This window comes from Komagataeibacter sp. FXV3 (assembly GCF_015155755.1).
GTDB lineage: Bacteria > Pseudomonadota > Alphaproteobacteria > Acetobacterales > Acetobacteraceae > Komagataeibacter.
In genome coordinates this window covers 1-26,321 of sequence record NZ_VWPI01000131.1, presented here as the reverse complement: position 1 = coordinate 26,321, position 26,321 = coordinate 1, and the positions used below count along the sequence as shown (strand labels likewise).

General features: G+C 62.5%; 23 protein-coding genes. 10 read left to right on the top strand and 13 right to left on the bottom strand.

Annotated elements, in window-relative coordinates; all coding sequences use genetic code 11:
- Positions 1–16 precede the first annotated feature (16 nt).
- Positions 17–937: a tRNA pseudouridine(55) synthase TruB gene (gene truB / locus F1542_RS11790; RefSeq protein WP_193733210.1), complete on the bottom strand. Its 921-nt coding sequence runs from the start codon at positions 935–937 to the stop codon at positions 17–19.
- Between the two features lie 253 nt (positions 938–1,190).
- Between truB and F1542_RS11785 the strand changes: the two genes are divergently transcribed.
- Positions 1,191–2,162: an MlaD family protein gene (locus tag F1542_RS11785; protein ID WP_193733209.1), complete on the top strand. Its 972-nt coding sequence runs from the start codon at positions 1,191–1,193 to the stop codon at positions 2,160–2,162.
- Between the two features lie 195 nt (positions 2,163–2,357).
- Here F1542_RS11785 and rbfA read toward each other — a convergent pair whose 3' ends face one another.
- Genes rbfA through rimP form a run of 5 tightly spaced genes read right to left on the bottom strand, consistent with a single transcriptional unit; the run spans position 2,358 to position 8,340 of the window.
- Entirely contained in the window at positions 2,358–2,771 is a 414-nt protein-coding gene (gene rbfA, locus F1542_RS11780) for a 30S ribosome-binding factor RbfA (RefSeq protein WP_010509158.1), read from the bottom strand.
- A gap of 23 nt (positions 2,772–2,794) precedes the next feature.
- Entirely contained in the window at positions 2,795–5,500 is a 2,706-nt protein-coding gene (infB, locus tag F1542_RS11775) for a translation initiation factor IF-2 (protein ID WP_193733208.1), read from the bottom strand.
- Positions 5,497–6,207 (bottom strand): RNA-binding protein, encoded by a 711-nt coding sequence (locus F1542_RS11770; protein WP_193733207.1) that lies wholly within the window; start codon positions 6,205–6,207, stop codon positions 5,497–5,499. Before F1542_RS11770 ends, infB begins: the two co-directional genes overlap by 4 nt.
- On the bottom strand, positions 6,164–7,699 hold the full coding sequence (gene nusA / locus F1542_RS11765) for a transcription termination factor NusA (protein WP_193733206.1): 1,536 nt from the start codon (positions 7,697–7,699) through the stop codon (positions 6,164–6,166). Before nusA ends, F1542_RS11770 begins: the two co-directional genes overlap by 44 nt.
- A 20-nt stretch (positions 7,700–7,719) precedes the next feature.
- The gene (rimP, locus tag F1542_RS11760; protein ID WP_193733205.1) at positions 7,720–8,340 is read right to left on the bottom strand and encodes a ribosome maturation factor RimP; all 621 of its coding nucleotides are present in this window, start codon (positions 8,338–8,340) and stop codon (positions 7,720–7,722) included.
- Positions 8,341–8,524: 184 nt separating this feature from the next.
- Between rimP and F1542_RS11755 the strand changes: the two genes are divergently transcribed.
- The 3 genes from F1542_RS11755 (at position 8,525) to F1542_RS11745 (ending at position 11,433) form a co-directional block, all read left to right on the top strand.
- A complete protein-coding gene (locus tag F1542_RS11755) occupies positions 8,525–9,154 on the top strand; it encodes a hypothetical protein (protein ID WP_193733204.1) in 630 nt (209 codons plus the stop codon).
- Positions 9,151–10,425, top strand: a complete 1,275-nt coding sequence (locus F1542_RS11750; protein ID WP_193733203.1) for an AAA family ATPase — start codon at positions 9,151–9,153, stop codon at positions 10,423–10,425. The genes F1542_RS11755 and F1542_RS11750 overlap by 4 nt, the downstream gene beginning before the upstream one ends.
- 66 nt (positions 10,426–10,491) lie before the next feature.
- A complete protein-coding gene (locus tag F1542_RS11745) occupies positions 10,492–11,433 on the top strand; it encodes a hypothetical protein (protein WP_227672694.1) in 942 nt (313 codons plus the stop codon).
- A gap of 96 nt (positions 11,434–11,529) precedes the next feature.
- Here F1542_RS11745 and F1542_RS11740 read toward each other — a convergent pair whose 3' ends face one another.
- Together F1542_RS11740 and acnA are read right to left on the bottom strand one after the other, a co-directional pair.
- Entirely contained in the window at positions 11,530–12,426 is an 897-nt protein-coding gene (locus F1542_RS11740; RefSeq protein WP_193733202.1) for a LysR family transcriptional regulator, read from the bottom strand.
- 233 nt (positions 12,427–12,659) lie between these two features.
- Complete coding sequence (gene acnA / locus F1542_RS11735) at positions 12,660–15,353, bottom strand: aconitate hydratase AcnA (RefSeq protein ID WP_193733201.1); 2,694 nt, start codon at positions 15,351–15,353, stop codon at positions 12,660–12,662.
- Positions 15,354–15,632: 279 nt separating this feature from the next.
- Between acnA and ccmA the strand changes: the two genes are divergently transcribed.
- Positions 15,633–16,277, top strand: a complete 645-nt coding sequence (gene ccmA, locus F1542_RS11730) for a heme ABC exporter ATP-binding protein CcmA (protein WP_193557700.1) — start codon at positions 15,633–15,635, stop codon at positions 16,275–16,277.
- A 23-nt stretch (positions 16,278–16,300) separates the two neighbouring features.
- Positions 16,301–16,954 (top strand): heme exporter protein CcmB, encoded by a 654-nt coding sequence (ccmB, locus tag F1542_RS11725; RefSeq protein WP_039734178.1) that lies wholly within the window; start codon positions 16,301–16,303, stop codon positions 16,952–16,954.
- Between the two features lie 115 nt (positions 16,955–17,069).
- Here the strand turns inward: ccmB and F1542_RS11720 are convergent, their stop codons facing one another.
- Both F1542_RS11720 and F1542_RS11715 read right to left on the bottom strand, forming a co-directional pair.
- Positions 17,070–17,468 carry a copper resistance CopC family protein gene (locus tag F1542_RS11720; RefSeq protein ID WP_346011913.1) on the bottom strand — a complete coding sequence of 133 codons (399 nt, stop codon included), beginning with the start codon at positions 17,466–17,468 and terminating at the stop codon, positions 17,070–17,072.
- Positions 17,469–17,587: 119 nt separating this feature from the next.
- Positions 17,588–18,718 (bottom strand): type III PLP-dependent enzyme, encoded by a 1,131-nt coding sequence (locus tag F1542_RS11715; protein WP_193733200.1) that lies wholly within the window; start codon positions 18,716–18,718, stop codon positions 17,588–17,590.
- A gap of 292 nt (positions 18,719–19,010) precedes the next feature.
- On the opposite strand from F1542_RS11715, the gene F1542_RS11710 reads away from it, so the two are divergent.
- On the top strand, positions 19,011–20,039 hold the full coding sequence (locus F1542_RS11710; protein WP_193733199.1) for a YihY/virulence factor BrkB family protein: 1,029 nt from the start codon (positions 19,011–19,013) through the stop codon (positions 20,037–20,039).
- Between the two features lie 10 nt (positions 20,040–20,049).
- Here F1542_RS11710 and F1542_RS11705 read toward each other — a convergent pair whose 3' ends face one another.
- Positions 20,050–20,592 carry a septal ring lytic transglycosylase RlpA family protein gene (locus tag F1542_RS11705; RefSeq protein ID WP_193733198.1) on the bottom strand — a complete coding sequence of 181 codons (543 nt, stop codon included), beginning with the start codon at positions 20,590–20,592 and terminating at the stop codon, positions 20,050–20,052.
- 152 nt (positions 20,593–20,744) lie between these two features.
- Here F1542_RS11705 and aroQ point away from each other — a divergent pair, with 152 nt between their 5' ends.
- From aroQ to accC, 3 genes are read left to right on the top strand one after another with little or no spacing between them, the layout of a single operon-like run.
- A complete protein-coding gene (aroQ, locus tag F1542_RS11700) occupies positions 20,745–21,200 on the top strand; it encodes a type II 3-dehydroquinate dehydratase (RefSeq protein WP_010514708.1) in 456 nt (151 codons plus the stop codon).
- The gene (gene accB / locus F1542_RS11695) at positions 21,197–21,658 is read left to right on the top strand and encodes an acetyl-CoA carboxylase biotin carboxyl carrier protein (RefSeq protein ID WP_193733197.1); all 462 of its coding nucleotides are present in this window, start codon (positions 21,197–21,199) and stop codon (positions 21,656–21,658) included. Before aroQ ends, accB begins: the two co-directional genes overlap by 4 nt.
- The gene (gene accC / locus F1542_RS11690; RefSeq protein ID WP_193733196.1) at positions 21,658–23,010 is read left to right on the top strand and encodes an acetyl-CoA carboxylase biotin carboxylase subunit; all 1,353 of its coding nucleotides are present in this window, start codon (positions 21,658–21,660) and stop codon (positions 23,008–23,010) included. The genes accB and accC overlap by 1 nt, the downstream gene beginning before the upstream one ends.
- A gap of 204 nt (positions 23,011–23,214) precedes the next feature.
- Here accC and F1542_RS11685 read toward each other — a convergent pair whose 3' ends face one another.
- Positions 23,215–25,449 (bottom strand): FUSC family protein, encoded by a 2,235-nt coding sequence (locus F1542_RS11685; protein ID WP_193733195.1) that lies wholly within the window; start codon positions 25,447–25,449, stop codon positions 23,215–23,217.
- A gap of 134 nt (positions 25,450–25,583) precedes the next feature.
- Positions 25,584–26,114: an adenine phosphoribosyltransferase gene (locus F1542_RS11680; RefSeq protein WP_176642901.1), complete on the bottom strand. Its 531-nt coding sequence runs from the start codon at positions 26,112–26,114 to the stop codon at positions 25,584–25,586.
- Between the last annotated feature and the right edge of the window lie 207 nt (positions 26,115–26,321).

Sequence of the window (26,321 nt, the reverse complement as noted above, 5' to 3'; positions counted from 1 at the left end):
CCATTGATCATTCAGTTCACAGCATGCGTACCGATCGCAGCAGGCCCCCTTCGGGACGGCACAGCCCGACCACACGCGCCCCGTCCATCGCACGCACGACACCGCTGCGCGGGTCGGTGTGTTCCGGCATCCGGTCCGCCAGCTGGTTCAGGTCAATCGCCTGGCCAAATGACAGGGCATCCGCTTCCTCACGGGTCAGGGCCAGCGCCGGGATGTCGGCCAGCGCGGTCGCGACCGGAAGAAGCAGATCCGGTGGAGCAGGCGCGTTGTCGGCGCTTGCGACAATTTTGTCCAGTGGAATCGCATGGGTTTCATCAAAAGGCCCGACGTTCAGCCGCCGCAGCGCCGCAACATGCCCCACCGTGCCGCAGGCCAGGGCGATATCACGGGCCAACGCGCGCATGTACACGCCCTTGCCCGATTCCACCTCGAACACCGCCGTATCGGCATCGGGGCGCGCAATCAGTTCAAAGCGGTCGATCCGCGCGGGACGGGGGGCCAGTTCGGACGCATTGCCCGCGCGCGCCATATCATAGGACCGCTTTCCCCCGACCTTCAGTGCCGAGAAGACCGGCGGTACCTGCATGATGTCGCCACGGAAGGCGGCAAGGGCGGCTTCAAACGCGGCATTGTCGGGCCGCACGTCGGATACGGCGGTCACGCTGCCTTCCGCATCATCACTGTCGCGCGCTTCCCCGATACGCAGGGTGAAATGGTATCGCTTGGTGCCGTCCATTATATAAGGCACGGTCTTCGTCGCCCTGCCAAAGGCCACGGGCAGCAGCCCCGTCGCCAGCGGATCCAGCGTGCCGCCATGTCCCGCCTTGGCCGCGTCAAACAGGTAACGCACGCGGCCCACGACCTGGGTCGAGGTCATTCCCAATGGCTTGTCCACTATCAGCCAGCCATCCAGCGGGCGTCCACGTTTGCGTCCCATTGCAGGCACCTTGATCAATGAGGGGGGAATGCCGTGCGTTTAGACGAGGCACGCATGCACGGCAATGCCCCATTCCGTCACTGGGGCTGGCCGGCTGCGCCATACATGGTAAAAGGCGAAGCGGGCACATGCCTGCCATCCCCGCAGCCCGCTTTGCCAGTCGTGGATGTAGTGTCATCTTGCAGCAAACGGACACATGGCCAGATGTGTCCGCAATCGTTTTTTATTCTGCGTCTAGGGAGACCTGAACACCATGGCTGAACGGCAGACCACGGTCGGTGCATTTGTGTTGGGTGGAGCCCTGCTTGGTGTGACGGCCATAGCGCTGTTTGGACAGTTTCATCCCTTTTCCCCCACCAGTCGGGCCGTGGTGGTGTTCGACAGCCCCATCAACGGACTGGGCGTAGGCGCGCCCGTCACCTTCGATGGGGTGCAGGTCGGTCACGTGGACCATATTGCCGTCCAGTTCGATCCCCAGACGCATCAGGCCTATATTCCCGTTACCCTGGAACTGCAGGCCAATGGCGCGCACATGGCGGGCAGCCATGGCAAGGTGCTGGACAGCCGCGAACTGCCGAAACTGGTGGAAAACGGACTGCGCGCCGAACTGCATATGCAGAGCTTTGTCACGGGTCAGGAAGAAATCGACCTGACCTTCGACCCCAGCGTGCCCGCGCATCTGCACCCCGGTATCAGCCCGCTGCCGGAAATCCCGGCGCGTGAATCGGAAATGCAGAAGCTGACCGATGCGCTGACGGCGCTGCCGCTGAAGAATATCGCCAACAATGCCGACGCCATGCTGGTCAGCATCCGTACGCTGGCGGACAAGCTGGACAAGGACCTGCCCCCGCTGGTGGACAGCGTGCGCGCCACGTCCGACCATACGCGCGTGACGGTGGATACCGCGACCGATGCGATCCGTGACTTGGACCACCATATGGATACGACGCTGGCATCCATCAACAATCTGGCTGATACCGGCACGGCGCAACTGGATGCGCGTGGCAACGAACTGCATACCCTGCTGGTCAATTCCAATGAAACCGTGACCGAGGCCAAGGGCGCGCTGACTGGCCTGCATGACATTACCGCACCCAGTTCGGCCGATCGTGCCAATATCGATTCGTCGCTGCGTGATCTTGCCGCTGCTGCTTCCGCCCTGCGTGGATTTGCCACTGATGTGGAACGCAACCCGCAGCTGCTGCTGATGGGGCGACGTAACTGATCCCTTCCCCATATCGGGACCATAAAAAGGCCGGTCATGGCATAACGCCAGACCGGCCTTTTTTATTGGAATACCAAAAGTCTCCGGGTGCCGTCTTTTTTCAAAAAGGCAGCGTTCCTTGACGCTTTTTACAAAAAACTTCACCAACAACTTGTGTTCAATGGAAAGTCGTTTCAGTTACAGGCCCGGGAGGATTCAGTCCTCCAGATCGCGCCTGACTTCTGGCTGACGCAGCATGTTATCGACTTCCATCGCATAATCCAGCGCCGTATCAGGCTGGAAATGCAGGTCGGGCACACCCCGTAGCCGGAGCGCATGTGACAGGCGCGTGCGCAGGAAAGGCGTCACGCGCTTGAGCGCGGGCAGCAGTTCCGCCACATCGCTACGCCCCAGTCGTGCCACGAATACAGTGGCATGCTTGAGGTCGGGCGAGATACGCACCTCGGTAACCGTAATGCGCACATCCGCCAGATCCGGGTCACGGAATTCGGTGCGGGCAAAGATTTCCGCCAACACGCGACGGACTTCTTCCGCCACGCGCAACTGGCGCTGCGAGGGGCCTGATGCGGAATGGCCGGCAAGTTTCCCTGCCGGCCCGCTCTCGCTCATCCCTTTTCTGGATGAATTACGGCTCATGCCGGGACGAGTTCCATTTCATAACATTCGACCACGTCACCCTCGCGCAGGTCATTATATCCGGCAAAGGACAGGCCGCACTCGTAACCGCGCGCCACTTCCTTGACGTCATCCTTGAAGCGCTTGAGCTGGCTCAGCTCGCCTTCATGGATCACGACGTTGTCACGCAGCAGACGCACGCCACAGCCACGCTTGACCACGCCTTCGGTCACGTAACAGCCAGCGACCTTGCCCACCTTGGTAATTTCGAAAACCTTGCGGATTTCGGCGTAACCCAGGAACTTCTCGCGATGCTTGGGCGCGATCTTGCCACGGACCAGCTGCTCCACATCATCAGCAACCTGATAGATGATGGAGTAGTAGCGGATATCCACACCTTCACGCTGCGCCAGTTCACGCGCCTGCGCCGTGGCGCGGACATTGAAGGCGATGATGACGGCACCGGACGCCTTGGCCAGCTGCACATCACTTTCGGTGATCTGGCCGACAGTCGCATTCAGCACGCGGATCTTGACTTCCTCATGCTCCAGCTTCTGCACCGTGGCTTCCAGCGCTTCCGCCGAACCCTGCACATCTGCCTTGATCAGGACGGCGACTTCCTTCTGCGCACCGGCCTGGATACGGGCCAGCATCTGGTCCAGTGTGCCACGTGCGGCGGTCTGGCCTGCTGCCATGCGTTCCTTGATCACACGCTGACGGAATTCCGAGATTTCGCGTGCGCGGTTCTCGTTTTCCACCACAACGAACGGTTCACCCGCACCCGGCACCCCGGTAATACCCAGGATTTCAACCGGCATGGACGGACCGGCTTCACCCAACTGGCGATTACGGTCATCGATCATGGCGCGGACGCGGCCCCATTCAGCACCGGCCACCACGATATCGGTGCGGCGCAGCGTGCCCTTCTGGACCAGCACGGTCGCAACCGGGCCACGACCACGGTCAAGGCGGCTTTCGATCACCGAACCTTCGGCAACGCGATCCGGATTGGCCTTCAGGTCAAGGATTTCGGCCTGCAGCAGGATTGCTTCCTCAAGCTTGTCCAGCCCGGTGCGCTTGAGCGCCGAGACCTCGACATCCTGCGTGTCGCCACCCATGCTTTCCACCACGATTTCGTGGTTCAGCAGTTCCTGACGCACCCGGTCGGGGTTCGCACCCGGCTTGTCGCACTTGTTGATCGCCACGATGATCGGGGCATCGGCCGCCTTGGCATGCTTGATGGCTTCGATCGTCTGCGGCATCACACCGTCATCCGCCGCAACCACCAGCACCACCACATCGGTCACCGATGCGCCACGGGCACGCATGGCCGTAAAGGCTTCATGGCCCGGCGTATCGATGAAGGTGATCTTCGCACCCGACGCCAGTGTAACCTGATACGCACCGATATGCTGCGTGATGCCACCAGCTTCGCCATTGGCGACATCGGTGGTGCGCAGGGCGTCAAGTAGCGAGGTCTTGCCGTGATCGACATGCCCCATGACGGTCACCACCGGCGGACGCGGCTTGAGATCCTCGGCCTTGTCCTCGATTCCTTCGATGCCGATTTCAACATCGCTGTCGGATACGCGGCGCACGCGGTGGCCGAATTCCTGTACCACCAGTTCAGCGGTATCGGCATCAAGCGACTGTGTAACCGTCGCCATGACGCCCATTTTCATCAGCGCCTTGATGACCTCACCCTGACGGGCGGCCATACGGTTGGCGAGTTCCTGCACCGTGATGGTTTCAGGCAGGACCACGTCACGCACCACACGGACCTGATCGGAACGCAGGCGTTCCAGTTCGGCCTGGCGGCGTTCACGCTCACGCTGGCGGCGAACGGATGCGAGCGAACGGGTCTTGTCGTCATCCCCTTCGATCGCGGCCTGCACGTCAATGCGGCCGGCGCGACGGCTGTCATTGTTCTTCTTCGCACCGCCCGAGGGGCGGCGGCCGGGTGCGGCGTTGCCGGGACGGCGGCTGGGACGACGTTCTTCCTCGCCCCCATCCGCACGACCGCTGCGCAGGCGCAGCGTTTCCCCCGCACCAGCGGCGGTACGTCCGGCGCCACCTGCAGCGTTGCCAGCACCTGCCGGACGCGCCGGGCGCAGCGGCTGTGCCGGCATGATCGCCCGTTCGGCCAGCGGACGCAGGCGCTGCATCGGCGGCGCCAGCGTGACCTCGCCGGGAATTGGCACGGAAGAGACAACCGGGCCTTCCGGCTCGGTGGACTCGACCGGTTCGGGCTTGCCCTGTGCCGCGGCACTGCGGGCTTCCTGTTTACGGGCCTCGGCCTCAGCTGCCGCATCTGCCTTTGCACGTGCCTCTTCTTCGGCACGGCGGGCATTTTCCTCTTCCTGGCGACGGGCTTCTTCCGCGGCGGAAAGGATCGTGATCTTTTCCTGCTCGCGCGCATCCTTTTCGCGCTGGATGGCGGCGCGGCGCTGTTCGTCCAGCACGCGCTGGCGGGTTGCCAGCTCGGCTGCCGTCAGCGCGCGACCACCCCGTCCCCCGGCGCGACCGCCAGCCGGCCCCGATCCGTTACCTGCGGCCCCGGCCCCGCGCTTCTTGCGCACCTCGACCTGAACCACCTTTGAACGACCATGGCTGAAGCTCTGTCGCACGGAACCGGCATCCACCGTCCGTCCGACTTCCCTACGGCCCGCCGGCCGCAGGGACAAGCGTCCCTTACCCTGATCCTGATCGTTGCCTTCGCTCATGTACCCGCCTGTTCACACCGTCCGGCGGAACACTCCGCCGAATTCGGGCTGGCCCTGCCGGACAAACCCGCAAAACGTTCACTCTCGATCCGGAATCGGCGCGCCAGTTCACCATGCAGCATCGCCGCATGAACAACATGGTCGCGGCCAAATGCCGCACCCAGACCCGATGCCGTAGGAACAACCGTAACCGGAAGGTCCCGTGCACCAGACAAAACTCTCTTCCTCTCGTCGGGGCTGCCATCGGCTGCCTGGATAACCAGACCGGCCCGACCGCCCACAACCCACTCACGCACCTTGGCGAAACCACAGACAATCTGTCCGGCCCGCCGTGCCAGTCCCGCGACATCCATCATGCGCCGCAGCAACCCGTCTTCAACAAGATGGGTCAGGTCAGGGTGAATAACAACCCTTCCCCGTGCCGCGCGAGCGAATGCGCCACGTGTGCGTGCTGTTTCTAACACATCCGCACGCGCGCTCAACCAAATTCCCCGTCCGGGCAGACGTGCGGAAAGATCAGGGATCACGACTCGGTCGGGGGAAATGACAAATCTGATCATTTCCTCCTTCGGCAACCGGACGCGGGTGACGGCACAGCGGCGCAGCGGACCGCGCTCTTCATGTTCCATGTCGCCCGCGTCTTCCGCGGTCAGATATTCCTGCTCAGACGTCGGACGTCTCCTGCTCGCCGGCCTTGTCGTCTTCATCAAACCAGTGCGCACGCGCCGCCATGATGATTTCATTGGCCGCATCCTCATCAATGGCATCGCTGCCGAGGATTTCAACCAGTTCATCACCGGCCAGATCGGCCAGGTCATCAAGCGTCTTCACGCCTTTTTCACCCAGCGTCACCAGCATCTGGTTGGTGAACACGCCCAGTGCCGCGATGTCATCGGTAACACCCAGCGCCCGGCGCTTGTTATCCAGTTCTTCTTCCTGACCCGCAAGGTAGCCTTCGGCGCGGCGGACCAGTTCACTGGCCACGTCTTCGTCAAAGCCTTCGATGTTGGCCAGTTCCTCGGAGTCGGCAAAAGCCAGTTCCTCGATGGAATGGAACCCTTCGGTCACCAGCAGGCCCGCAATGACGTCATCAACGTCCAGCGCCTCGACAAACAGGTTGCTGCGGCGGCGGAATTCTTCCTGACGGCGCTCCGATTCCTCAGCTTCGGTCAGGATGTCGATGTCCCAGCGCGTCAGCTGGCTGGCAAGGCGGACATTCTGCCCACGCCGCCCGATGGCAAGGCTGAGCTGGTCATCGGGAACAACGACCTCGACCCGGCCCGCTTCCTCATCCATCACCACCTTGCTGACTTCTGCCGGGGCCAGGGCGTTGACGACAAAGGTCGCGGCCTGCGGGCTCCACGGAATGATATCGATCTTTTCGCCCTGCAGTTCCTTCACGACTTCCTGAACGCGGCGGCCACGCACACCCACGCAGGCACCGACCGGATCGATCGATGCATCGCGGGAAATGACAGCCATTTTCGCGCGCGAGCCGGGGTCGCGGGCCACGGCCTTGATCTCGATGATGCCATCATAGATCTCGGGCACTTCCTGCGCGAACAGCTTGGCCAGGAAGGCCGGATGCGTGCGGGACAGGAAGATCTGCGGGCCGCGCGGCTCGTCACGCACATCATAGATGTAGGCGCGCACACGGTCGGAATTGCGGAAGCTTTCGCGCGGGATCAGTTCATCACGGCGCAGCAGGGCCTCGGCATCGCCGATCTCGACCAGCAGGTTGCCGTATTCCGTGCGCTTGACGGTACCGTTGACGATCTCGCCCACGCGGTCCTTGAAGTCATTGAACTGGCGGCGGCGTTCATATTCGCGCACGCGCTGGACAATGACCTGCTTTGCCGTCTGCGCCGCGATGCGTCCGAAGTCGATGGGCGGCAACGGGTCGATCAGGTATTCACCCAGCTGGATCTCGGGCTTGAACTTGCGCGCGATGTACAGCGGGATCTGGGTTTCCTCGTTTTCCACTGCCTCGACCGCTTCGGTCCAGCGCGACAGCCTGACATCGCCCGTCTTGCGGTCGATGGTGGCGCGGATATCCTTTTCATGGCCGTATTTCGCGCGGCCGGCCTTCTGGATGGCCTGCTCCATCGCTTCCAGCACTTCTTCACGGTCGATCGACTTTTCCCGCGCTACGGCATCGGCAACCAGCAGCAGTTCGGGACGGGCAACGGACGTATCCATCAGTGTCTCCACAACATCGTTCAGTTGGCCTTGCGCGCCGGCTTGCGGTCGGGCTTGCCAGGGGCCTTCTGCGTTCCGGCCGGGGCAGTTTCGTCCCCCGGCCCGTTTTCGTCGCTGGCGGCATCCGGCTTCATCATCCGGGCGCTCGCCTCGATCAGTTCATCGGTCAGGACCAGCCGCGCCTTGCGCATTTCGGCAAAAGGCAGTGCGACCTCGGTCCCGTCATCCAGCCGCATCAACCCATGGCCGTCACGCGCACCCAGCACGATACCGGCAAAGCGCTTGCGGCCATCAATGGGCATGTTCATCTCGGCGCGGGCAAGGTGGCCCGCGAAACGGTCCCAGTCCTTGGCGCGCGTCAGGGGACGGTCGATCCCGGCAGACGAAATCTCCAGCGTCCAGGCGCCCGGCAGCGGGTCCTCGACATCCAGTATCGCACCCACCGCATGGCTGATCTGTTCGCAGTCCTCGATGGCGATGAGCGTGCCATCCGCACGGTCCGCCATGATCTGCACCGTGGGGGATTCGCGCCCCAGCACCGCCACGCGCACAAGGTCGAAGCCCATGTCGGCCAGCGCGGGCGCGATCATTTCGGCAATACGGGCATCAAGGCCCGTCAGGAATGGCAGATCAGCGTCCAATGCAAAAAAGGCAGCCCTGCGGCCACCCCCCAAAGAAAAAACCAGAGATGAAGGAATTGCCCGTAACATAGGTCACGCCCACCGTAACCGCAAGAACTATATCTGTGGCTGAACGTTACATTTCCTGCATCTTAACGTCTTGCCATATCCCGTCACAGACCCACATTATGCACGCATGACGCCCTTGAACTCACCGCCGGAACCCGCACGGGAACGCAGTGAACGCTCATCCAGCCGCAGGCTGGTTGTGGTGGGGCTGATCGCGGCCGTTGTCGCGGGCGGCGGCCTGGGCACGGGCGGCTTCATGGCCGCGCGTGAAGGCGGCAGCGGCAGCCAGACACCCCCCGTCGCGGCCGAGGCCGGTGGTGGTGGCACCAGCGACGGCACGCATCTCATGCTGAACGCCCCGGTCCAGAACCAGCCGGACATGATGGGCCAGATGCCCATGATCTCCCCCGACCGGGCGGCGGAAATGCTGCGCCAGACCTCCTATTCCATACAGCAGCAGGCCGAAATCCTGGCCGCGCTGAAGCGCCGCGACATCATTCTGGCCGACATGCCCATGTATGACATGGCAGGCGGCAACGCGGTGGTGAACGTGCAGTCGCTGGGACTGGTGCAGACCGTGCATCTGGGGCCGCGACCCAAAAGCGTCATCCTGCCCATCCGCGTGGCAGGCAACGTGTCCATCACCGCGGCGGGGGACCCGGGGCCGACCGGCATTCATGCGGGGGCGGTATTCGTGCCCGGCCCCACGGCACTGCCCGTACTGACGCGTGACACCGAAATCGTGATCGGGGTAGTCGTACAATGAAACCGCTCTATCCCGCGCTGATGGAGCGGCTGGTACCCCTCATCATGGTCATTTTCCTGGTGTTGGGCAGCTTTCAGGCCGCGATGGCGTTGCATCTTTCGCTCGCCAGCCTGCGGCATTTCATGGAATGGTGTGCCCCGGCCTATCCGGTCGTGGCAGCGGCCAGCGCCCTGCTGGCGCTGACCGGGCTGTGGTTCGAGAACCGGGCCGAAAAACTGGCCCGCAAGGGGATCCGACGCAGACGGGGATGGATAATGGACGTACTCGCCAGGCTGACCAATCGCAGCGCGCTGGAGGAAATGCTGGCGCGCGAACAGAAAGAAACCGTGATCGACGCGGAGGAACTGGCCGCAAGCCTGCGTGCCCGCGTGATCGGTCAGGACCAGGTGTGCGAGGACGTGGCGACCCAGCTGCGCCGCCGTCTGGCGCTGCAGGTGCGGGGCAAGCCGGTGGGGATTTTCCTGCTGGCAGGCCCCCCGGGCACGGGCAAGACCTACCTGTCCAAGCAGCTTGCGCGCCAGCTTGACCGTCCCCTGCTGAATTTTGACATGACGCAGATGAGTTCCCCCCACGCCGCAACCCAGCTGTTCGGCTCCCCCAAGGGCTATGTGGGATCGGACACATACGGCAAGCTGACCGGCGGGCTGAAGGAAAAGCCCGACGCGGTGGTGCTGCTGGATGAAATCGAGAAGGCGCATCCCGACGTTTTCAAGAAATTCCTGACCGCGTGGAACGATGGCCATGTGACCGAGGCCTCCACCGGGCAGCAGATTTCCACCGTGCGCTGCATCTTCATGCTGACATCCAACATCGCCACCGAAGCGCTGACCGAAATCGCGGACAGGCTGGTGGATGAACCCGACAAGATGCGCGCCGAATCGGTCGAAGCCCTGCGCCAGGCCGGTTTCGCACCGGAAGTACTGAACCGTCTGGACCGTATCTTCATCTTCCGTCCGCTGGAAGGACTCGACATCGCGCGTGTCTCGGCGCTTGAGATCGAAGCCATGATCGACAGCTATGGCCTGAAGGTCGAAACCGGCGGCATTGACCCCGCCCTGCTGTTTGAAGTCATGCGCCGGCAGGATCGCATGGGGCCTGCCGCCAGTGCGCGTGACCTGGCGCGATCCATTGAGGACATGATCAGCGACTCGCTCATCACCGCCCGCCAGCAGGGGGCGAAACTGGTGCGCATCGTCTCCAGTGAAGATGGCGTGGTGGCCGAAATCGCGGATGCCGACCGCGACGCCCAGCGCGCGCCGATCAGTTACTGATCCATGCGCATGGTATCCTGTTTCCGGCCTCGACCGGGCCGCGTGGCCCGCGCCTTGGATTGCTGAATGTCTGCTTTTTCGCGCTTATGGCATCGGGCGCCAGCATGGCGGTTCTGCCTGTACATGATCCTGCCGTTCACGGTGCTGACGCTGATCTTCCCGCCGGCCTATCTTATGCGCCTGATTCCCCGGCTGTCGGCGCTGTCCTCCAGCATTCATAACCGGCTGGGCATGCATGACGCCCCGGCCAAGGGTGAAGGCGGCGGGGACGGCAATGGGGAGGACGGGGTCATCACCATGATGCCGATCACCGACCGGCTGACCAAGGCGATCCCGTTTGCAGGTCGCATCCTGCCGTTGCCCGAGGGCACATGGCACCCGGTCATGAACATTATCAACGGCCCGCATGGGGAAGTGCTGGAAAATGTGCTGATTCGTGTGGAAGGTCATGTCGTCACCGGCATGATCGGGGCGGAAGGCAGTACCCAGCCCGTGCCGGAAACGGCCATTACGTCCATTGATTCCAGCTGCCATGACGACCGGAACTACATGTCCCGTGTCCTGACCGCCCACCCGCCATCAATGGAATGCTGGTTTACGACGGCGGTCTATCCCGCCTCGATCAACCGCACGGCCATCATCGCCAACCGGCTGAGGGAAGAAGGGTTCATCCTGCCGCCCGTGCTGCTGAAGGCAGGGTGGAGTTACAGCACGCCTGCCGGTGACCACAACGTCAATGTCGAGACGGTGACCATCTTCCTCAACCCCGTGAATACCGACAGCACCAAGATGCTGCGTACGCCCGATTACTGGGCCAAGGACACATTGGGCCAGCAACCCGCCGCCAGCGATTTCGTCAAGCGTACGAATACATGGATGACAGGCTGGGCGCAGGTCCTGCATGACGGGTTCAACAGCGATATGCTGGCCTCAAGCGATGAACAGCGCGCCCGTCTGGCGCACGATCCTGCCGCATCCCAGCCCGGCCGGGGCAGCCCGCTGGACTAGGCAACCAATTCCAGAACAAATTCTTGATAAAGATAGAAGTTTTTTGGGCACCGCCTTTTTTCAATAAAGGCGGTACTCCTGAAGCTTTTTAAAAAACTAGCCCTGTCGCAATACGTCCGAAATCTCGATCAGGAAATCCAGCACGGTACGGGTGCGCAGTGGCAGGGTACGTGGCCCTGTATGGACGGCATAAAAAGGCAGTTCCGGTATCGTCCATTCCGGCAACAGGTGCTTCAGGCGCCCGGCCGCAATGTCTTCTTCCACCTGGAATGTCGGCAGCATGCCAATCCCCAGCCCCGCACGGACGGCCTGCAGCACGGCCTCGCTGCTGTTGGCGCGGAAGGGACCACTGGCGGCGACCGTGGTTTCGGCCTCGCCCTTGCGGGCAAACTGCCAGTCGTGGCGGGTACCGCCATAGCTGTAGGCAATACAGGGATGATTGAGCAGGTCACGCGGGTGTTCGGGCGTACCACGGCGGGCAAGGTAGTCGGTTGACGCCACAACACAGCGATGGACCGAGCCAAGCCTGCGGGCAATCAGCGACCCTTCGGCAATGGAACCGATGCGGATGGCAAGATCCAGCCCTTCTTCCACCAGATCACCGAATCCGTCACGCATGACCAGTTCAACCGACAGGTCGGGATGTTCCTCCAGCAGGGCGCTCAGCCGGCTGGTCAGGTACAGGCCGAACGCCGTCGTCACCCCCAGACGCACCAGCCCCGAAACCGAAGCCCGCCTGCGGCCAAGGGCCGTTTCCGCCGTTTCCAGGATTTCCAGCACTTCATAGGCATGCGGCAGCAGGCTGCGCCCGTCTTCCGTCATCATCAGGCTGCGGGTGGTCCGGGCGAACAAGGTCGCGCCGTAATGGGCTTCAAGCAACGCAATATGCCGGGAAATGGTGGGCTGGCTTGCCCCCGTTTCCCTTGATACCGCCGAGAATGAACCCGTGGCGGCCACACGGACGAAGCTATGCAAGGCAGAAAGCAGATCCATGAAGCCCCAGCGTCCTCAACTATGTTATTACATAGTCATGGTTTTAAACGGCATCCTATTTATGCACAATATAGAGAAAAGACACCACCGATATGTGTAAAATGCAACGGTAACACCGGCAACCTATGCTGAATATGCATATATGCCCTGCCCATAAAAAAACGGCGGCCCGTGTGATACGGACCGCCGCTTCTGACATTCCATCCCGGCCGGAACCGGGACGGATCGTATGATTACGCGGCCTTGGTCATGCCACGCAGAACGGTCTGGAGAATACCGCCATTGCGGAAATACTCCACCTCATCCAGCGTATCGACACGGCACAGCAGCGGAACATCCTGCTTGGAGCCATCGGCGCGGGTGATGGTCATGGTCATCGTCATACGCGGCGTGATCTTGTCCAGACCGCGGATTTCGAAGGTCTCGTCACCCTTCAGGCCCAGCGTCTTGCGCGTCGTGCCCTCTTCAAACAGCAGCGGCAGCACGCCCATGCCCACCAGGTTGGAACGGTGGATACGCTCGAAGCTTTCCGCAACCACGGCGCGCACGCCCAGCAGCAGGGTGCCCTTGGCCGCCCAGTCGCGTGAGGAGCCCATGCCGTATTCCTTGCCGCCGATCACGACCAGGGGCACGCCCTCCTTCTTGTATTCCATCGCCACATCGTAGATGGAGCCTTCCTTGCCGTCCGGGAAGTGCTTGGACACGCCCCCTTCGGTGCCGGGCAGCATCTCGTTCTTGATGCGGATGTTGGCAAACGTGCCACGCACCATCACGCGGTCATTGCCACGACGCGAACCGTAGGAGTTGAAGTCCTTCTTCGCGACGCCATGCGCTTCAAGATACTTGCCGGCAGGCGAGCTTTCCTTGATCGCACCAGCGGGCGAGATGTGGTCGGTCGTGATGTTGTCACCCAGCAGCGCCAGCAGGCGCGCGCCGACGATGTCGCCACGCGGCTTGGGTTCGGGCGTGATGTCCTGGAAGTACGGCGGGTCCTGCACGTAGGTGGAGGATGCATCCCACTTGTACGTCTCGGAACCGGTGGCGACCTTCAGCGCCTGCCATTCCTTCGTGCCCTGGCTTACGTGCTTGTAGCGGTTGATGAACTCCTCACGCGTGATGGCGGAACCCATCAGGGCGGCGATTTCATGGTTGGTGGGCCAGATGTCCTTCAGGTACACCGGCTTGCCATCCTTGGAAGTACCCAGCGGCGTGGTGGTGATGTCCTCACGCATGGTGCCCAGCAGGGAATACGCCACGACCAGCGGCGGGCTGGCGAGGTAGTTGGCGCGCACGTTCGGCGAGATACGGCCCTCGAAGTTACGGTTACCCGACAGGACCGACACCGCAACCAGCTTGTTGCCTTCGATCGCATCGACGATGTGATCTTCCAGCGGGCCGGAGTTGCCGATACAGGTCGTGCAGCCATAGCCCACGGTGTTGAAGCCCATCGCGTCCAGTTCGGCCTGCAGGCCCGCGCGGTTCAGGTAGTCGGTCACAACCTGCGATCCCGGTGCGAGCGAGGTCTTGACCCACGGCTTGGGCTTCAGGCCCAGCGCACGCGCCTTTTTCGCCACCAGACCAGCCGCGATCAGCACGGCGGGGTTGGAGGTGTTGGTGCACGAGGTGATGGCCGCGATCACCACGTCGCCATGGCCGATCTCGTAATTGGTGCCAGCCACCTTGGCCTTCTTGTTCTTGTCGGCTTCGGGCACGCCAAGGCTGCCGGTCAGCTCGGTTTCGAACGCCTTGTCCGCACCCTTCAGCACGACGCGGTCCTGCGGGCGCTTGGGGCCGGCAATGGACGGCACGATGGTCTCAAGGTTGAGTTCCAGCGTATCGGTGAACACGGGGTGCGCCGATTCGGCATGACGGAACATGCCCTGCGCCTTCAGGTATTCCGCCGTCAGCTTGATGCGGTGTTCCTCACGACCGGTCTGGCGCAGGTAATCCAGCGTCAGGTCGTCAACCGGGAAGAAGCCGCAGGTCGCGCCATATTCCGGGGCCATGTTGGCGATGGTCGCACGGTCGGCAACCGGCAGATGGTCAAGGGCGGGGCCGAAGAATTCGACAAACTTGCCGACAACGCCCTTCTTGCGCAGCATCTGCGTGACCGTCAGCACCAGGTCGGTGGCGGTCGCCCCCTCAGGCAGCTTGCCAACCAGCTTGAAGCCGATCACGTCAGGGATGAGCATGGCGATCGGCTGGCCCAGCATCGCGGCTTCCGCCTCGATCCCGCCAACGCCCCAGCCCAGCACGCCCATGCCGTTGACCATGGTGGTGTGGCTGTCAGTGCCGAACAGGGTGTCGGGATAGGCATAGTCCTTGCCATCCACATTCGCCGTCCACACCGCCTGCGCGATGTATTCCAGGTTCACCTGATGGCAGATCCCGGTGCCCGGCGGCACGACGGAGAAGTTTTCGAACGCTTCCTGGCCCCAGCGCAGGAAGGCGTAGCGTTCGCCATTGCGCTCGAACTCGATGGTCACGTTGTCCTGCAGCGCTTCGGGCGAGCCCGCCACGTCCACCATGACCGAATGGTCGATCACCAGGTTGACGGGAACCAGCGGGTTCACCTTCTGCGGGTCGCCCTTCAGCTTCAGGATACCGTCGCGCATCGCGGCCAGATCGACCACGGCGGGAACGCCGGTGAAATCCTGCATCAGGATACGCGCGGGCTTGAAGGGAACTTCCTTCGTGCTGCGCCCTTCCTTCAGCCATTCCGCAATGGCCTTGGCATCCTCAACCGAATAGGAATGCCCGTCCTCGAACCGCAGCACGTTTTCCAGCAGCACTTTCAGGCTGACCGGCAGGCGGCTGACGGAACCGATCGTCTTTTCAGCTTCCGGGATTGAGAAATAATGATAGGTCTTGCCGTCCACATTGAGTGTGCGGCCCGTTTTCATTGAGTCGTGCCCAACCGTCTTCATTGGCTTTGTTTCCTCCGAGGCATCAGCAACGGATCGTCCCGTATGACCGCTTTCCCCCGCCCCACTTCCACAGGTGCGGGATTTGCGGCCTTGTCGGGGACAACCTGCTTGATCTCCCAACGGGGGTAGAACATACCCGGACGCGGTTGCGACACAAGCTGGAGCCGGTAACAAGAAACCGGGAGCAGGCATTTTTTTCGCCTGCCTGCCCCATCACCCACCGATCGGAGGATTTGCGTCATTCCTGCCTTTACTCCCCCCGGCCGTCCCCTGCTGGAAGTGGAAAATATATCGGTTTTCCGCGGTGAACGGCTGGTTCTGGACCGTGTCGGCTTTACGTTGGATGCAGGCGACGCCCTGCTTCTGACCGGGCCGAATGGCGCGGGCAAGTCCACCTTGCTGCGTGTGCTTGCGGGTTTGCGCAAACCTGAAGGCGGCCATGTCCTGTGGTCCGGGGTCGATGCGCTGGCCGATCGCAGCCAGCATGCCGGACGGGTGGCCTATCTGGGTCATCAGGACGCCCTGAAACTGGGGCTGACATTGCGTGAAAACCTGACGCTGGCGGCGCGCGCCAGTGGCGGGAATCCTGATTTGTGCATGAAATCGCTTAATATTTCCGGGCTGGCCGATCTGCCCGCGCGCATGCTGTCAGCGGGGCAGAAACGCCGCGCGGCACTGGCGCGCGTCCTGCTGGCGCAGGCCCCGCTATGGCTGCTGGATGAACCCAGCCTGGGGCTGGACATCAACACGATGGGCCTGCTGGGCACGCTGTTTGCCGCCCACCGGCAGGCTGGCGGAATTGTGATTGCAACCACGCATGTTCCCCTGCCCCTTCCCAATGCCCGCACGCTGGCGCTGCCGGGCCTGAACGAATCCGACATCCCGCAACCGATGGAGGATTTCCCCGAGGACGACCTGCTGTGAAATTCCAGATTCCCTCCCTCATCATGGCCATTCTGGAACGTGACCTGCGGCTTGCCCTGCGTCATGGGGCGGACACGCTGGGCGCGGTGCTGTTCTTCATCCTTGCGGGCGCGCTGTTTCCGCTGGCCCTTGGCCCCTCGCCCGAACTGCTGCGGCGCATGGCGCCGGGCATTGTCTGGGTCTGCGCGCTGCTGGCGGCCCTGCTGCCGCTGGACCGCCTGTTCGGTGCGGAACTGGAGGACGGGTCACTGGACCAGCTGCTCATGACCGGGCTGCCCGCCTCCCTCATCGCGCTGGCGAAAATGATGGCCCACTGGCTGACCACCGGCCTGCCGCTGCTGCTGGCGGCGGGACCGCTGGCCATCATGCTGGGCATGCCCTCAGGCAGCATGGTCGTGCTGCTGACGGGGCTGTTCCTGGGCACGCTGATCCTGTCGCTGATCGGGGGCATGGCGGCATCGGTGGTGCTGGGCGCGCGACGGGGCGGCGTGCTGCTGCCGCTGCTGGTGCTGCCGTTGACCACGCCCGCGCTGATCTTTGGCGCGGCGGCGCTGGATGCGGCACAGACCGGCCTGTCCTGGGGGCCGGACCTTGAACTGCTGGGCGCCTTTCTGGCAGCGGCGATTCCCCTGTGCCCGCTGGCGGCGGGGGCCGGGCTGCGCGCCGCAGTGGAATAGGAAAAGTTTTTGGTGAAGCTTTTTTCAAAAAAGCTTCGACGAACGCCGCCTTTTGGAAAAAAGGCGGCACCCAAAAACTTTTATCCTTATTTATCAATCCTTCAGACCGGGTCGCCTATCTGGCCGTAACGGGTGCTGCGGGGGTAGTGCCAACGTCAAACGGCAGCGTCCCCTGCACCGGGTCGCCAGTCCGCGCCCGCATGCGCCAGTGCAGCACATAATGGCCCGGCGTCAATGCCATGCTGGTCGCAATGGACTGCTGTTCATCATCACTGGGCGATGCAGGCAGCAGTTGCGGCACCCCACTGGGACCAAGCAGCAGCAGACGGGCGCGAAACGGGTCGATCACGGTATCGAATGACAGCCTGATGGCCACGTTGCCCGCAGCAACCCGCTGCCCCGGCGCGGGATCGGAATGCACCAGTGCTGGCGCAGCGCTGGCCTGCGCCACAACTGCCGCGCCGGACAGGATGGCGGACAGGCCAAGCATGCGCAGCATTGGAAAAAAGGACACGGGAACGATACCTCCGGCATGGTTGGACTGCCGTGTGTATTCCCCCGATATGCGAAGGGCGGCAAGACCTTCGTCCCGCCGCCCTGTATTTTGCCCGCCCCCAAGGGGGCCATGGCATATCAGATATAATGTTCCTGGATCGGCTTCAGACCATTGAACCCGGTCGAGCAGTAGGTCGAGACATATGCTCCCGTGGACAGCAGTTCGATCCGGTCCCCCGAGTCCAGACCCAGCGGCAGGGCATAGGGGGTCTTTTCATACATGATATCCGCGCCGTCACAGGTCGGGCCCGCAATGGCAACGGGGCCGGTTGCCGTCCCGTCATGCGGGGTGCGGATGCCATAACGGATCGCCTCGCCCTCGGTCTCGGCCAGACCGCCGAAACGCCCGATATCCAGATAGACCCAGCGCACGCCATCATCGATTCCACGACGGCTGACCAGCACCACTTCGGATGACACCACGCCCGCGTCACCAACGATGAAACGACCCGGCTCGACAATCATTTCCGGCAGATCATTGCCGAAATGCTCGGTCATGGCGTGGCTGATCGCCAGCGCGAAGCTGTCGATGCCCGGCACGTCGTCACGGTAACGGATGGGGAACCCGCCACCCAGATTGACCATGCGCAGGTCCAGCCCCGCCGCCTTCAGGTCCGTGAACAGCATGCCGACGCGCGCGATAGCGGCTTCGTACGCGCCGGTCGCCGTCTGCTGGCTGCCGACATGGAAGGACAGGCCATACGGGTCCAGCCCCAGGTCACGGGCGCGCAGCATGAGGTCACGCGCATTGTCCAGCGTCGTGCCGAACTTGCGCGACAGCGGCCAGTCGGCGCCTTCGTTTTCCACGATCAGGCGACAGTATACGCGCGAACCCGGCGCATGGCGGGCCAGCTTTTCCAGTTCTTCCGCGCAGTCGAAGGCGAACATGTCAACGCCAGCGGCAAAGGCGCGGGCGATGTTGGACGCCTTCTTGACAGTGTTGCCAAAGGAGACGTCGGCCGGACGCGCACCCGCATCAAGGCACATGGAAATCTCTTCCCATGATGCCGCGTCGAATGCCGAACCCAGACCCACCAGGCGGGTCAGGATCTCACGGGCGGGATTGGCCTTGACGGCGTAATAGATCCGGGCCAGCGGCAGCGCGTCGCGCAGTGCGCGATAGCGTTCTTCCACTCGGTCAACGTCAACGACAAGGCAAGGCGTAGCAGGAGACTGCTCAGCCAGATAACGAGCGATTTTGGGAGTCATCGCACCCAAATCCCTTCTGTACTGCCGCCCGATGGATACAATTCTGGAATTGCACAAACGGACAGATGTTGCGAAACGGTCTAACGGACCAGCGACCAATTAAGGACCCCCACCCTGTGGTGGCCCGATTGCCAGAACGCTTGACGTCGTTGCGTAACCTCAGAGGGCCAGTGGCACGTGCGTTGTTGCGTAAGCAGCGCATATGAGGACAATACGCCCGCGACGCAATAGAAAAATCATCCCTTCCGACAGTTTTTCGTCTAAGGTCACATGATCGTGGCGCAATATACACATGACCGGTCCCGACCCGGTCCGTCCACGTGACAGCAGACAGGATACGCAGTTCCCCTTGATTGGTACCTCATCCACTGAAATCGATATGACGGATATCCCGCCGCCTGCGTCCCACCTGCCGCATTTTTCCATGCGGCAGGTCAAGAAGGTGGCACAACAGGTCGCCCGCAACATCGTATCCGACCAGATCACGCTGGCTGCGGCGGGATGCGCATTCTATGCCACCCTGTCCCTGTTTCCCGCCATGAGTACGCTCATCTCCCTCTACGGGCTGCTGTTCGATCCACAGACGGTGGAACCGCAGCTGGTGGTGCTGCGCAACCTGCTGCCGCCATCCGCCTATGACATGATCGGGGACCGTATCCACCTGCTGGTGGCCGAATCGCATTCGTCACTGACGCTCAACCTGATCATATCGACCACCATCGCCACGTGGTCGGCATCCGCTGCCACGCGTTCGCTGATCATGGCGATGAATGTTGCCTACAACACGCCCGAAACGCGCAGCTTCGTACGTTTCCAGGCCATGGGCATGGGACTTACGTTCTGTTCGATCTGCGGGGGGATCCTGACACTCGCCCTGATGGTGGCGCTGCCGTTCCTGCTGGACTACCTGCCGCAGCGGCTGGCCCTTGCCCCGCCACCCGGATCGGTCGAACTGCTGGTACGCATGGGGGGGCCACTGCTCATGCTGCTGTTCGTGCTGTCGCTGTGTTCGCTGCTGTACCGCTTCGGCCCCAACCGGCCCCATACATACTGGCGCTGCATCCTGCCCGGATCGGTGGGGGCGACGCTGCTGTGGCTGCTCTCATCGGCGGGCTTTTCCTATTATGTCAGCCATATCGCGGGCTACAGCGCCACCTATGGGCCGCTGGGCGCGTTCATCGCCATCATGATGTGGTTCTATGTCTCGGCCTATGTCGTGCTGCTGGGGGCCGAACTGAACGCCGGGCTTGAAATCGAGATGAAACTGCGCTGCGCCCCTGAAAAGACCATGGAAGGCTGGACCAAGCACCAGAGCCTGTAGGGCGGACTGGTCAGCGCGGCATGCTGGCCACTTCTTCCTCATCATCCATCAAGGGCCTGAGATCGACCTGCGTCGTCCCCATGCCCAGCATGCCAAGCTGGCGCGCGGCCTCAAGCGACAGGTCAATGATACGGGCGCCATGATAGGGTCCGCGATCATTGACCCTGACCACCACCGAACGTCCCGTCCGGCGCGAATGCACCAGAATCCGGGTACCAAACGGCAATTGCCGGTGGGCGGCGGTCAGCGCGCCGGGATCAAACATCTCCCCCGATGCAGTGGCGTGACCAAGTTGCCGGCCGCTGCCGTACCAACTGGCCAGGCCATGCTGGCTCCAGTGCGTGGGCACACGCGCCATGGCAGGCAGCCGCCGCATGCCACCACGGCCGCCATGCCGGCCCATGGGCGCACCGTGTCTTACCGCGGCACACGCCACCTGCATGCCACCGGATGCCGCCAGCATGAAACACGCCACGATCACCGGGAACGCAAACCGCGCCCTGTCGCGGCCCATGCGCGTGCCGCCACGTCTGTGATCGGGATATCCTGTCATGACCCCATCATATCATGTGGCGCACCGATATCATATCAATAGCGACACGGTCCGCCGATCCCCGTCATGGACCGGTCCAGCAGGCGCCTGCACGGCACGCGTGACATGATCGGACTTGGAACCGGGCGGCGGGCGTGCTAGGCGCGTGCATCATGGAGCGCCCTCTCATTGCCGTGCTGAACGGCCCCAACCTGAACATGCTCGGGCTAAGGCAGCCCGAGGTCTATGGTCATGCCACGCTTGATGACGTGGAACAGGTCTGTGTCCAGGCCGCCGAACGCCTGGATGTGGCCATCGACTTCCGCCAGACAAATGGGGAGGGGGAACTTGTTTCATGGATACAGGAATGCCGGGGCCGCGCACGCGGCATCATCATCAACCCGGCGGCCTATTCCCATACCTCGGTCGCAATCCTTGACGCGCTGCTTGCCGTTGATCTGCCTGTGATCGAGGTGCACATTTCCAATATTCACCGCCGTGAAGCCTTCCGTCATCACTCCTACGTCTCCCGCGCCGCCATTGGCGTCATATGCGGGCTTGGCGTACGCGGGTATGCCCTGGCGCTTCAGGCCATGACAGACATGATTCTGGACGAGGACGATCAATGAGCCGACTGCTCGTGGATGCGGATGCCATTCGGGCATTGGCTGAAATTCTGACCGATACCGGCCTGACCGAAATCGAGATCGCGGAAAAGGACAACCGCATCCGTGTTGTCCGCGCGGCAGCACCGGTCGCCCATGCCGTGCCGGCCCCGGCGCCTGTGGCCGCGCCCGTTCCCGTGGCGCCCGTGACCGCTGTGGCCCCTGCGGCCACGGACCCGTCCAAGCACCCCGGCGCCGTGACCAGCCCGATGGTGGGTGTCGCGTATCTGGCGCCCGACCCGTCTTCCCCGCCGTTCGTCACCGAAGGCCAGCAGGTCAGCGCGGGCCAGACGCTGCTGCTGATCGAGGCGATGAAGACCTTCAACCAGATCAAGGCCCCCCGCGCGGGCACCCTGAGCAAGATTCTGGTGCAGTCGGGCGACCCGGTCGAATTTGGCGAAGCGCTGGTCATCATAGAGTAATGTTTTCCAAGATCCTCATTGCCAATCGTGGCGAGATCGCCCTGCGCATCCTGCGGGCCTGTCGCGAACTGGGTATCCGGACGGTTGCCGTGCATTCCACGGCCGACACCGATGCCATGTATGTCCGCCTGGCGGATGAAGCCGTGTGCATCGGACCGCCCGCAAGCCGCGACTCGTACCTCAATGTCGCGGCCATCCTGTCGGCGGCCACCATTACCGGGGCGGACGCGATCCATCCCGGTTACGGCTTCCTGTCGGAAAATGCCGATTTCGCGGAAACGGTGGAAGCCCACGGCATCACCTTCATCGGGCCGACGGCGGAACATATCCGCATGATGGGTGACAAGATCACCGCCAAGACCACCATGATGGCGCTGGGCGTGCCGCTGGTCCCCGGATCCGACGGCGCACTGGAAAACCTTGAACAGGCGCGTGAAGTGGCGGCAAGGGTCGGCTATCCCGTGCTGATCAAGGCCGCCGCTGGCGGCGGCGGGCGTGGCATGAAGGTCGCCCCGACTGAGGCCGACCTTGAGGAAGCGTGGAGCGTCGCCCGCACCGAAGCCCGTGCCGCCTTTGGCAATGATGAGGTGTATCTGGAAAAATACCTCGACAAGCCGCGCCATATCGAACTGCAGATCATGGCCGACACGCATGGCAACGTAGTGCATTATGGCGAACGTGACTGTTCGCTGCAGCGCCGTCACCAGAAACTGCTGGAAGAAGCGGGATCACCCGCGCTTACGGCAAGGCAGCGTGACGAAATCGGTGCGATCGCCACATCCGCGCTGACAAAGCTGGGTTACCGCAACGCTGGCACGCTGGAGTTCCTGTACCAGGACGGACAGTTCTGCTTCATCGAGATGAATACCCGCCTGCAGGTGGAACATCCGGTGACGGAAATGGTGTGCGACGTGGATCTGGTGCGTGAACAGATCCGCATCGCGGCGGGAGAGCCGATCGGTTACAGCCAGTCGGACATCAAGTTCTCCGGTCATGCGATCGAATGCCGCATCAATGCGGAAGACCCACAGACCTTCATGCCCACGCCGGGTACGATTACCGTCTATCACCCGCCCGGGGGGCTGGGGGTGCGAATCGACAGTGCGCTTTACGCGGGCTACCGCGTGCCGCCCTATTACGACAGCATGATCGCCAAGCTGATCGTGCGCGCTCCCACGCGACTTGAAGCCATCGAGCGCATGCGGCGCGCACTGGATGAATTCGTGATCGAGGGGGTCAAGACGGTCATCCCGCTGCACCGCAAGATTCTGGAAGATCCCCAGTTCCGCAAGGGTGATTACACCATCCACTGGCTGGAAAACTTCGTAGCCCGCCAGCAGGAAAAGAACTGAACCGGGCTACAAGCCGAAAGCCGTGGAACATTCCATGAAAAAAGGGACGGTACCATGAAGGTACCGTCCCTTTTTTATAGAGATTTTTCGAAACAATCCGTTGGTAAAGGAGCAAAAGTTTTTGGGTGCCGCCTTTTTGAAAAAGCTTCACCAAAAACTTCTTTATAATCCGTCCAACAGCACCATGCGCATGCCAGGGCGTATTCAGGCCATGACCGGGTCAAGATAGGGGCTGGAGGCATCAAAGAACTTCTGGTTGTGATCCAGTTCATAGGAAATCACGTACAGGCAGGTTAACGCACTGTCGATTTCCAGCCGCACACCCAGATTATCCGCCTGCCCCGCTATCTGCTGCAGGTGGGCGATGGCGAATTTGGCAGATCGCGCCGTGCGGCCGTAATGCCCCCCGTACCGTCCACTGAACTGCGCCATGCGCCCCATCATGTCGCCTACGACACGCTGGGCTTCAGGCGGCAGCATGTGGCGTTCCAGAATCGCACGCAGGCGGATGACATTCAGCCCGATCGTCATGGCGGACAGGATGCCCTGCAGGTACGCGTCGATAATCGTATCCGGCGTATTTTCAGCATTGGTCAGCAGGCGGACAAAGCGGTCCACATTGTGTTCGACCACATACAGCGTGGTTGGCAGGTTGCGCGCGCGCGCGACATAGCGCAGTCCGCGCAGGATGCCGGTACGCATCTGCCAGCGCATGTCGTTCGTATCGAACGGCAGGACCAGCCTGAAGGACCACATGGCGTACCACAGCCCCAGCACAAGCGGCATGGCGGTATTGAAGAACGCCACTTCATCCAGTCGCGACTGGTTGCCCGGCCCCAGAAGGATGGGCAGGAACAGGTTGTACGAAACCGCCCCCAGCACCAGCGCGGGATAGGCAAAGGCCAGCCCCCCCGCCAGCATGGGCAGGAACAGGCACACGGCCATGATTTCATACGTGGTGGGTTCCGCCAGGCGCCACAGCACCAGCACCCCCGCCATGACCGAGGCAATGATCGCCCCCCCAAGGAACGCCCGCGTGGCCAGCGCCGGTTTTTCCAGCGTGGAGAACAGGCTGCATACGATCGAGACGAACATCATGAACGTCAGCCCCGACGACCACGCCGTGGTGACCCAGATCAGGCCCGACCCGAAAATGGTGACCGACGCGCGCAGGCTGTTGGTAAAGGCCTGCTGCCAGTCACGAAAGGTCTTGAGCCGGTAATGGAAATGGTCATGCAGCAGCGGATGACGGCTTGCGTCAAACTGGATCAGTGCCTGTTCCAGTTCATCCAGTATTTCCCCCAGCGCATAGTTGAGCATGCGCTGCTGCGACAGCATCCGCACCAGTTGCGGATCCACGGGGGCGCTGCCGGGACTGCCCATTTCCTCATCCAGTGAATCCGCCACGCTCTGCCGGCACGATGCCTGCAGCGCCGCCAGGCGGGCCAGGACGGGATGGATGTCATCACTGGATTCAATCTGTGACGCCATATCCTTGAGGAAGGCCTCCACCTCGCTTGAGGTCGCAGCGAAAGCGGCATCGGGCATCCCGCACGGCCCCTGCATCAGGGCAGCAAGATCCAGCCCGCGCGACAGCAGCATGGCCACCCGTGCCAGCGCGGCACGTGCATGGTCGCCCTCGTGCCCGCGATGGGATCCCATCTCCACTTCAGCAAATTCGATCTGGTCACTCAGCGTGGTGATGTTGGAAAAGACCCCGCGCGCCTTTTTCAGGACCTGCGTATCCCCTGACAGCAGGCCGGCCAAGGTCTGGGCCGCCCCGTTGATCGCGGTCAGGAAATTGGCGGCCAGGCGGTCCTGCGCACGTTCTTCCAACTTGAACTGGAACAGGGAGGAGACGGTACTCTCCAGCACGATGCCCAGCACGATATAGGTCGCACGCGCCATGGCCGTCATGAAAATATGTTCGGGATCGGCAATCCCGTCTAGCGAGATGATGGCATAGGTAAAGCCGCTCGCGCGCATGCCGTGGATACGGTAATTGGTCATGGTCGCGGGACCGGGCAGCAACGTCCCGATAAAGCAGAACGTGCCGATCCCGATCGCCAGCATGAGAATGAACATGAGCGGCGCCTGTGGAAAGGCCGCCACCAGCAGCACGGCACAGATCGTGCCAACCACCATGCCAAACAGGTGCCATCGCGCCTTGGCGACACTCTTGCCACGCGTACCCTGCGCCACCATCCAGACCGTCAGCGCCGCCCATTGCGGGCTGCCCAGTTCCCACCACAGGGCAATGCCCAGCGCGACAAGCGAGGTGATGGTGGTCCGCAGCGCGTAGCCGAAGGTAAAGATGCCGGGCGCGTAAAGCCAGCGCAGGTGATCCTGGCGCAGGGTCATGCCCGGCGGCCACAGTCGCCTGAAAAAGCCACGGACCTGATTGCTGAAACGGATCAGGGAAAGCTCAAGACCTTTCATCCCGGCGTTAAGCCCCCCTGTTCAGATACAATCCATCCACACTGTACATCATACCGCCCACGCGCACAGGCCGACAGCCCGATGACTGCATGCGAGACAGTGCCTGCCGCATACCGCGCGCCCGGCGTTGCCGGTTACTCGTCGTAGGAGACGAGGGTCCTGACCGGCACATCCAGCCGGTCACGCCCGCCAAGCCCGGTCAGTTCGATCATGGTGGCAGCCCCCACGACATCCGCACCCACCTTGCGCAGCAGGGAGACGGACGCCACCAGCGTGCCACCCGTGGCCAGCAGGTCATCCATCACCACCACGCGCTGTCCCGGCTGGATCGCATCCGCCTGGATATGCAGCGAATCGGATCCGTATTCCAGGTCATAGCTGTGGGATACCGTCTTGCCCGGCAGCTTGCCGGGCTTGCGCAGCATGACCAGCCCGCAGCCAAGGCGGCTGGCCAGCGGGGCCGCCGTCAGGAACCCGCGCGATTCGATGGCTGCCAGCATGTCCGGCGCCCACGGCGCAACCGCCGCCGCCAGACGCCCCATGGCGATCTGCCATGCATCCGCATTCCGCATCAGGGTCGAAATATCGTAGAACAGGATCCCGGGCTTGGGAAAATCCGGGATGTTACGGATGTATTGTTTCAGGTCGATCTTGGCAGTCGTCATGATCGGTGCGCAGTCCCCGTTGGGTGGTCATACAGATCCGGGACATGCCTGCCCCGTTCACGAAAGTGTCGCCCCTGAGGACGGCCCCCCGCTGTAGCCGCCACACGGCGGTGCGACAACCCCAACCGGGTGCGGGGCACATGCTTTGCCGCGCCCTGATGGGCTGATGTGGCGGGGGGAGACTTTATTCCTTCCCCACCTCCGCAC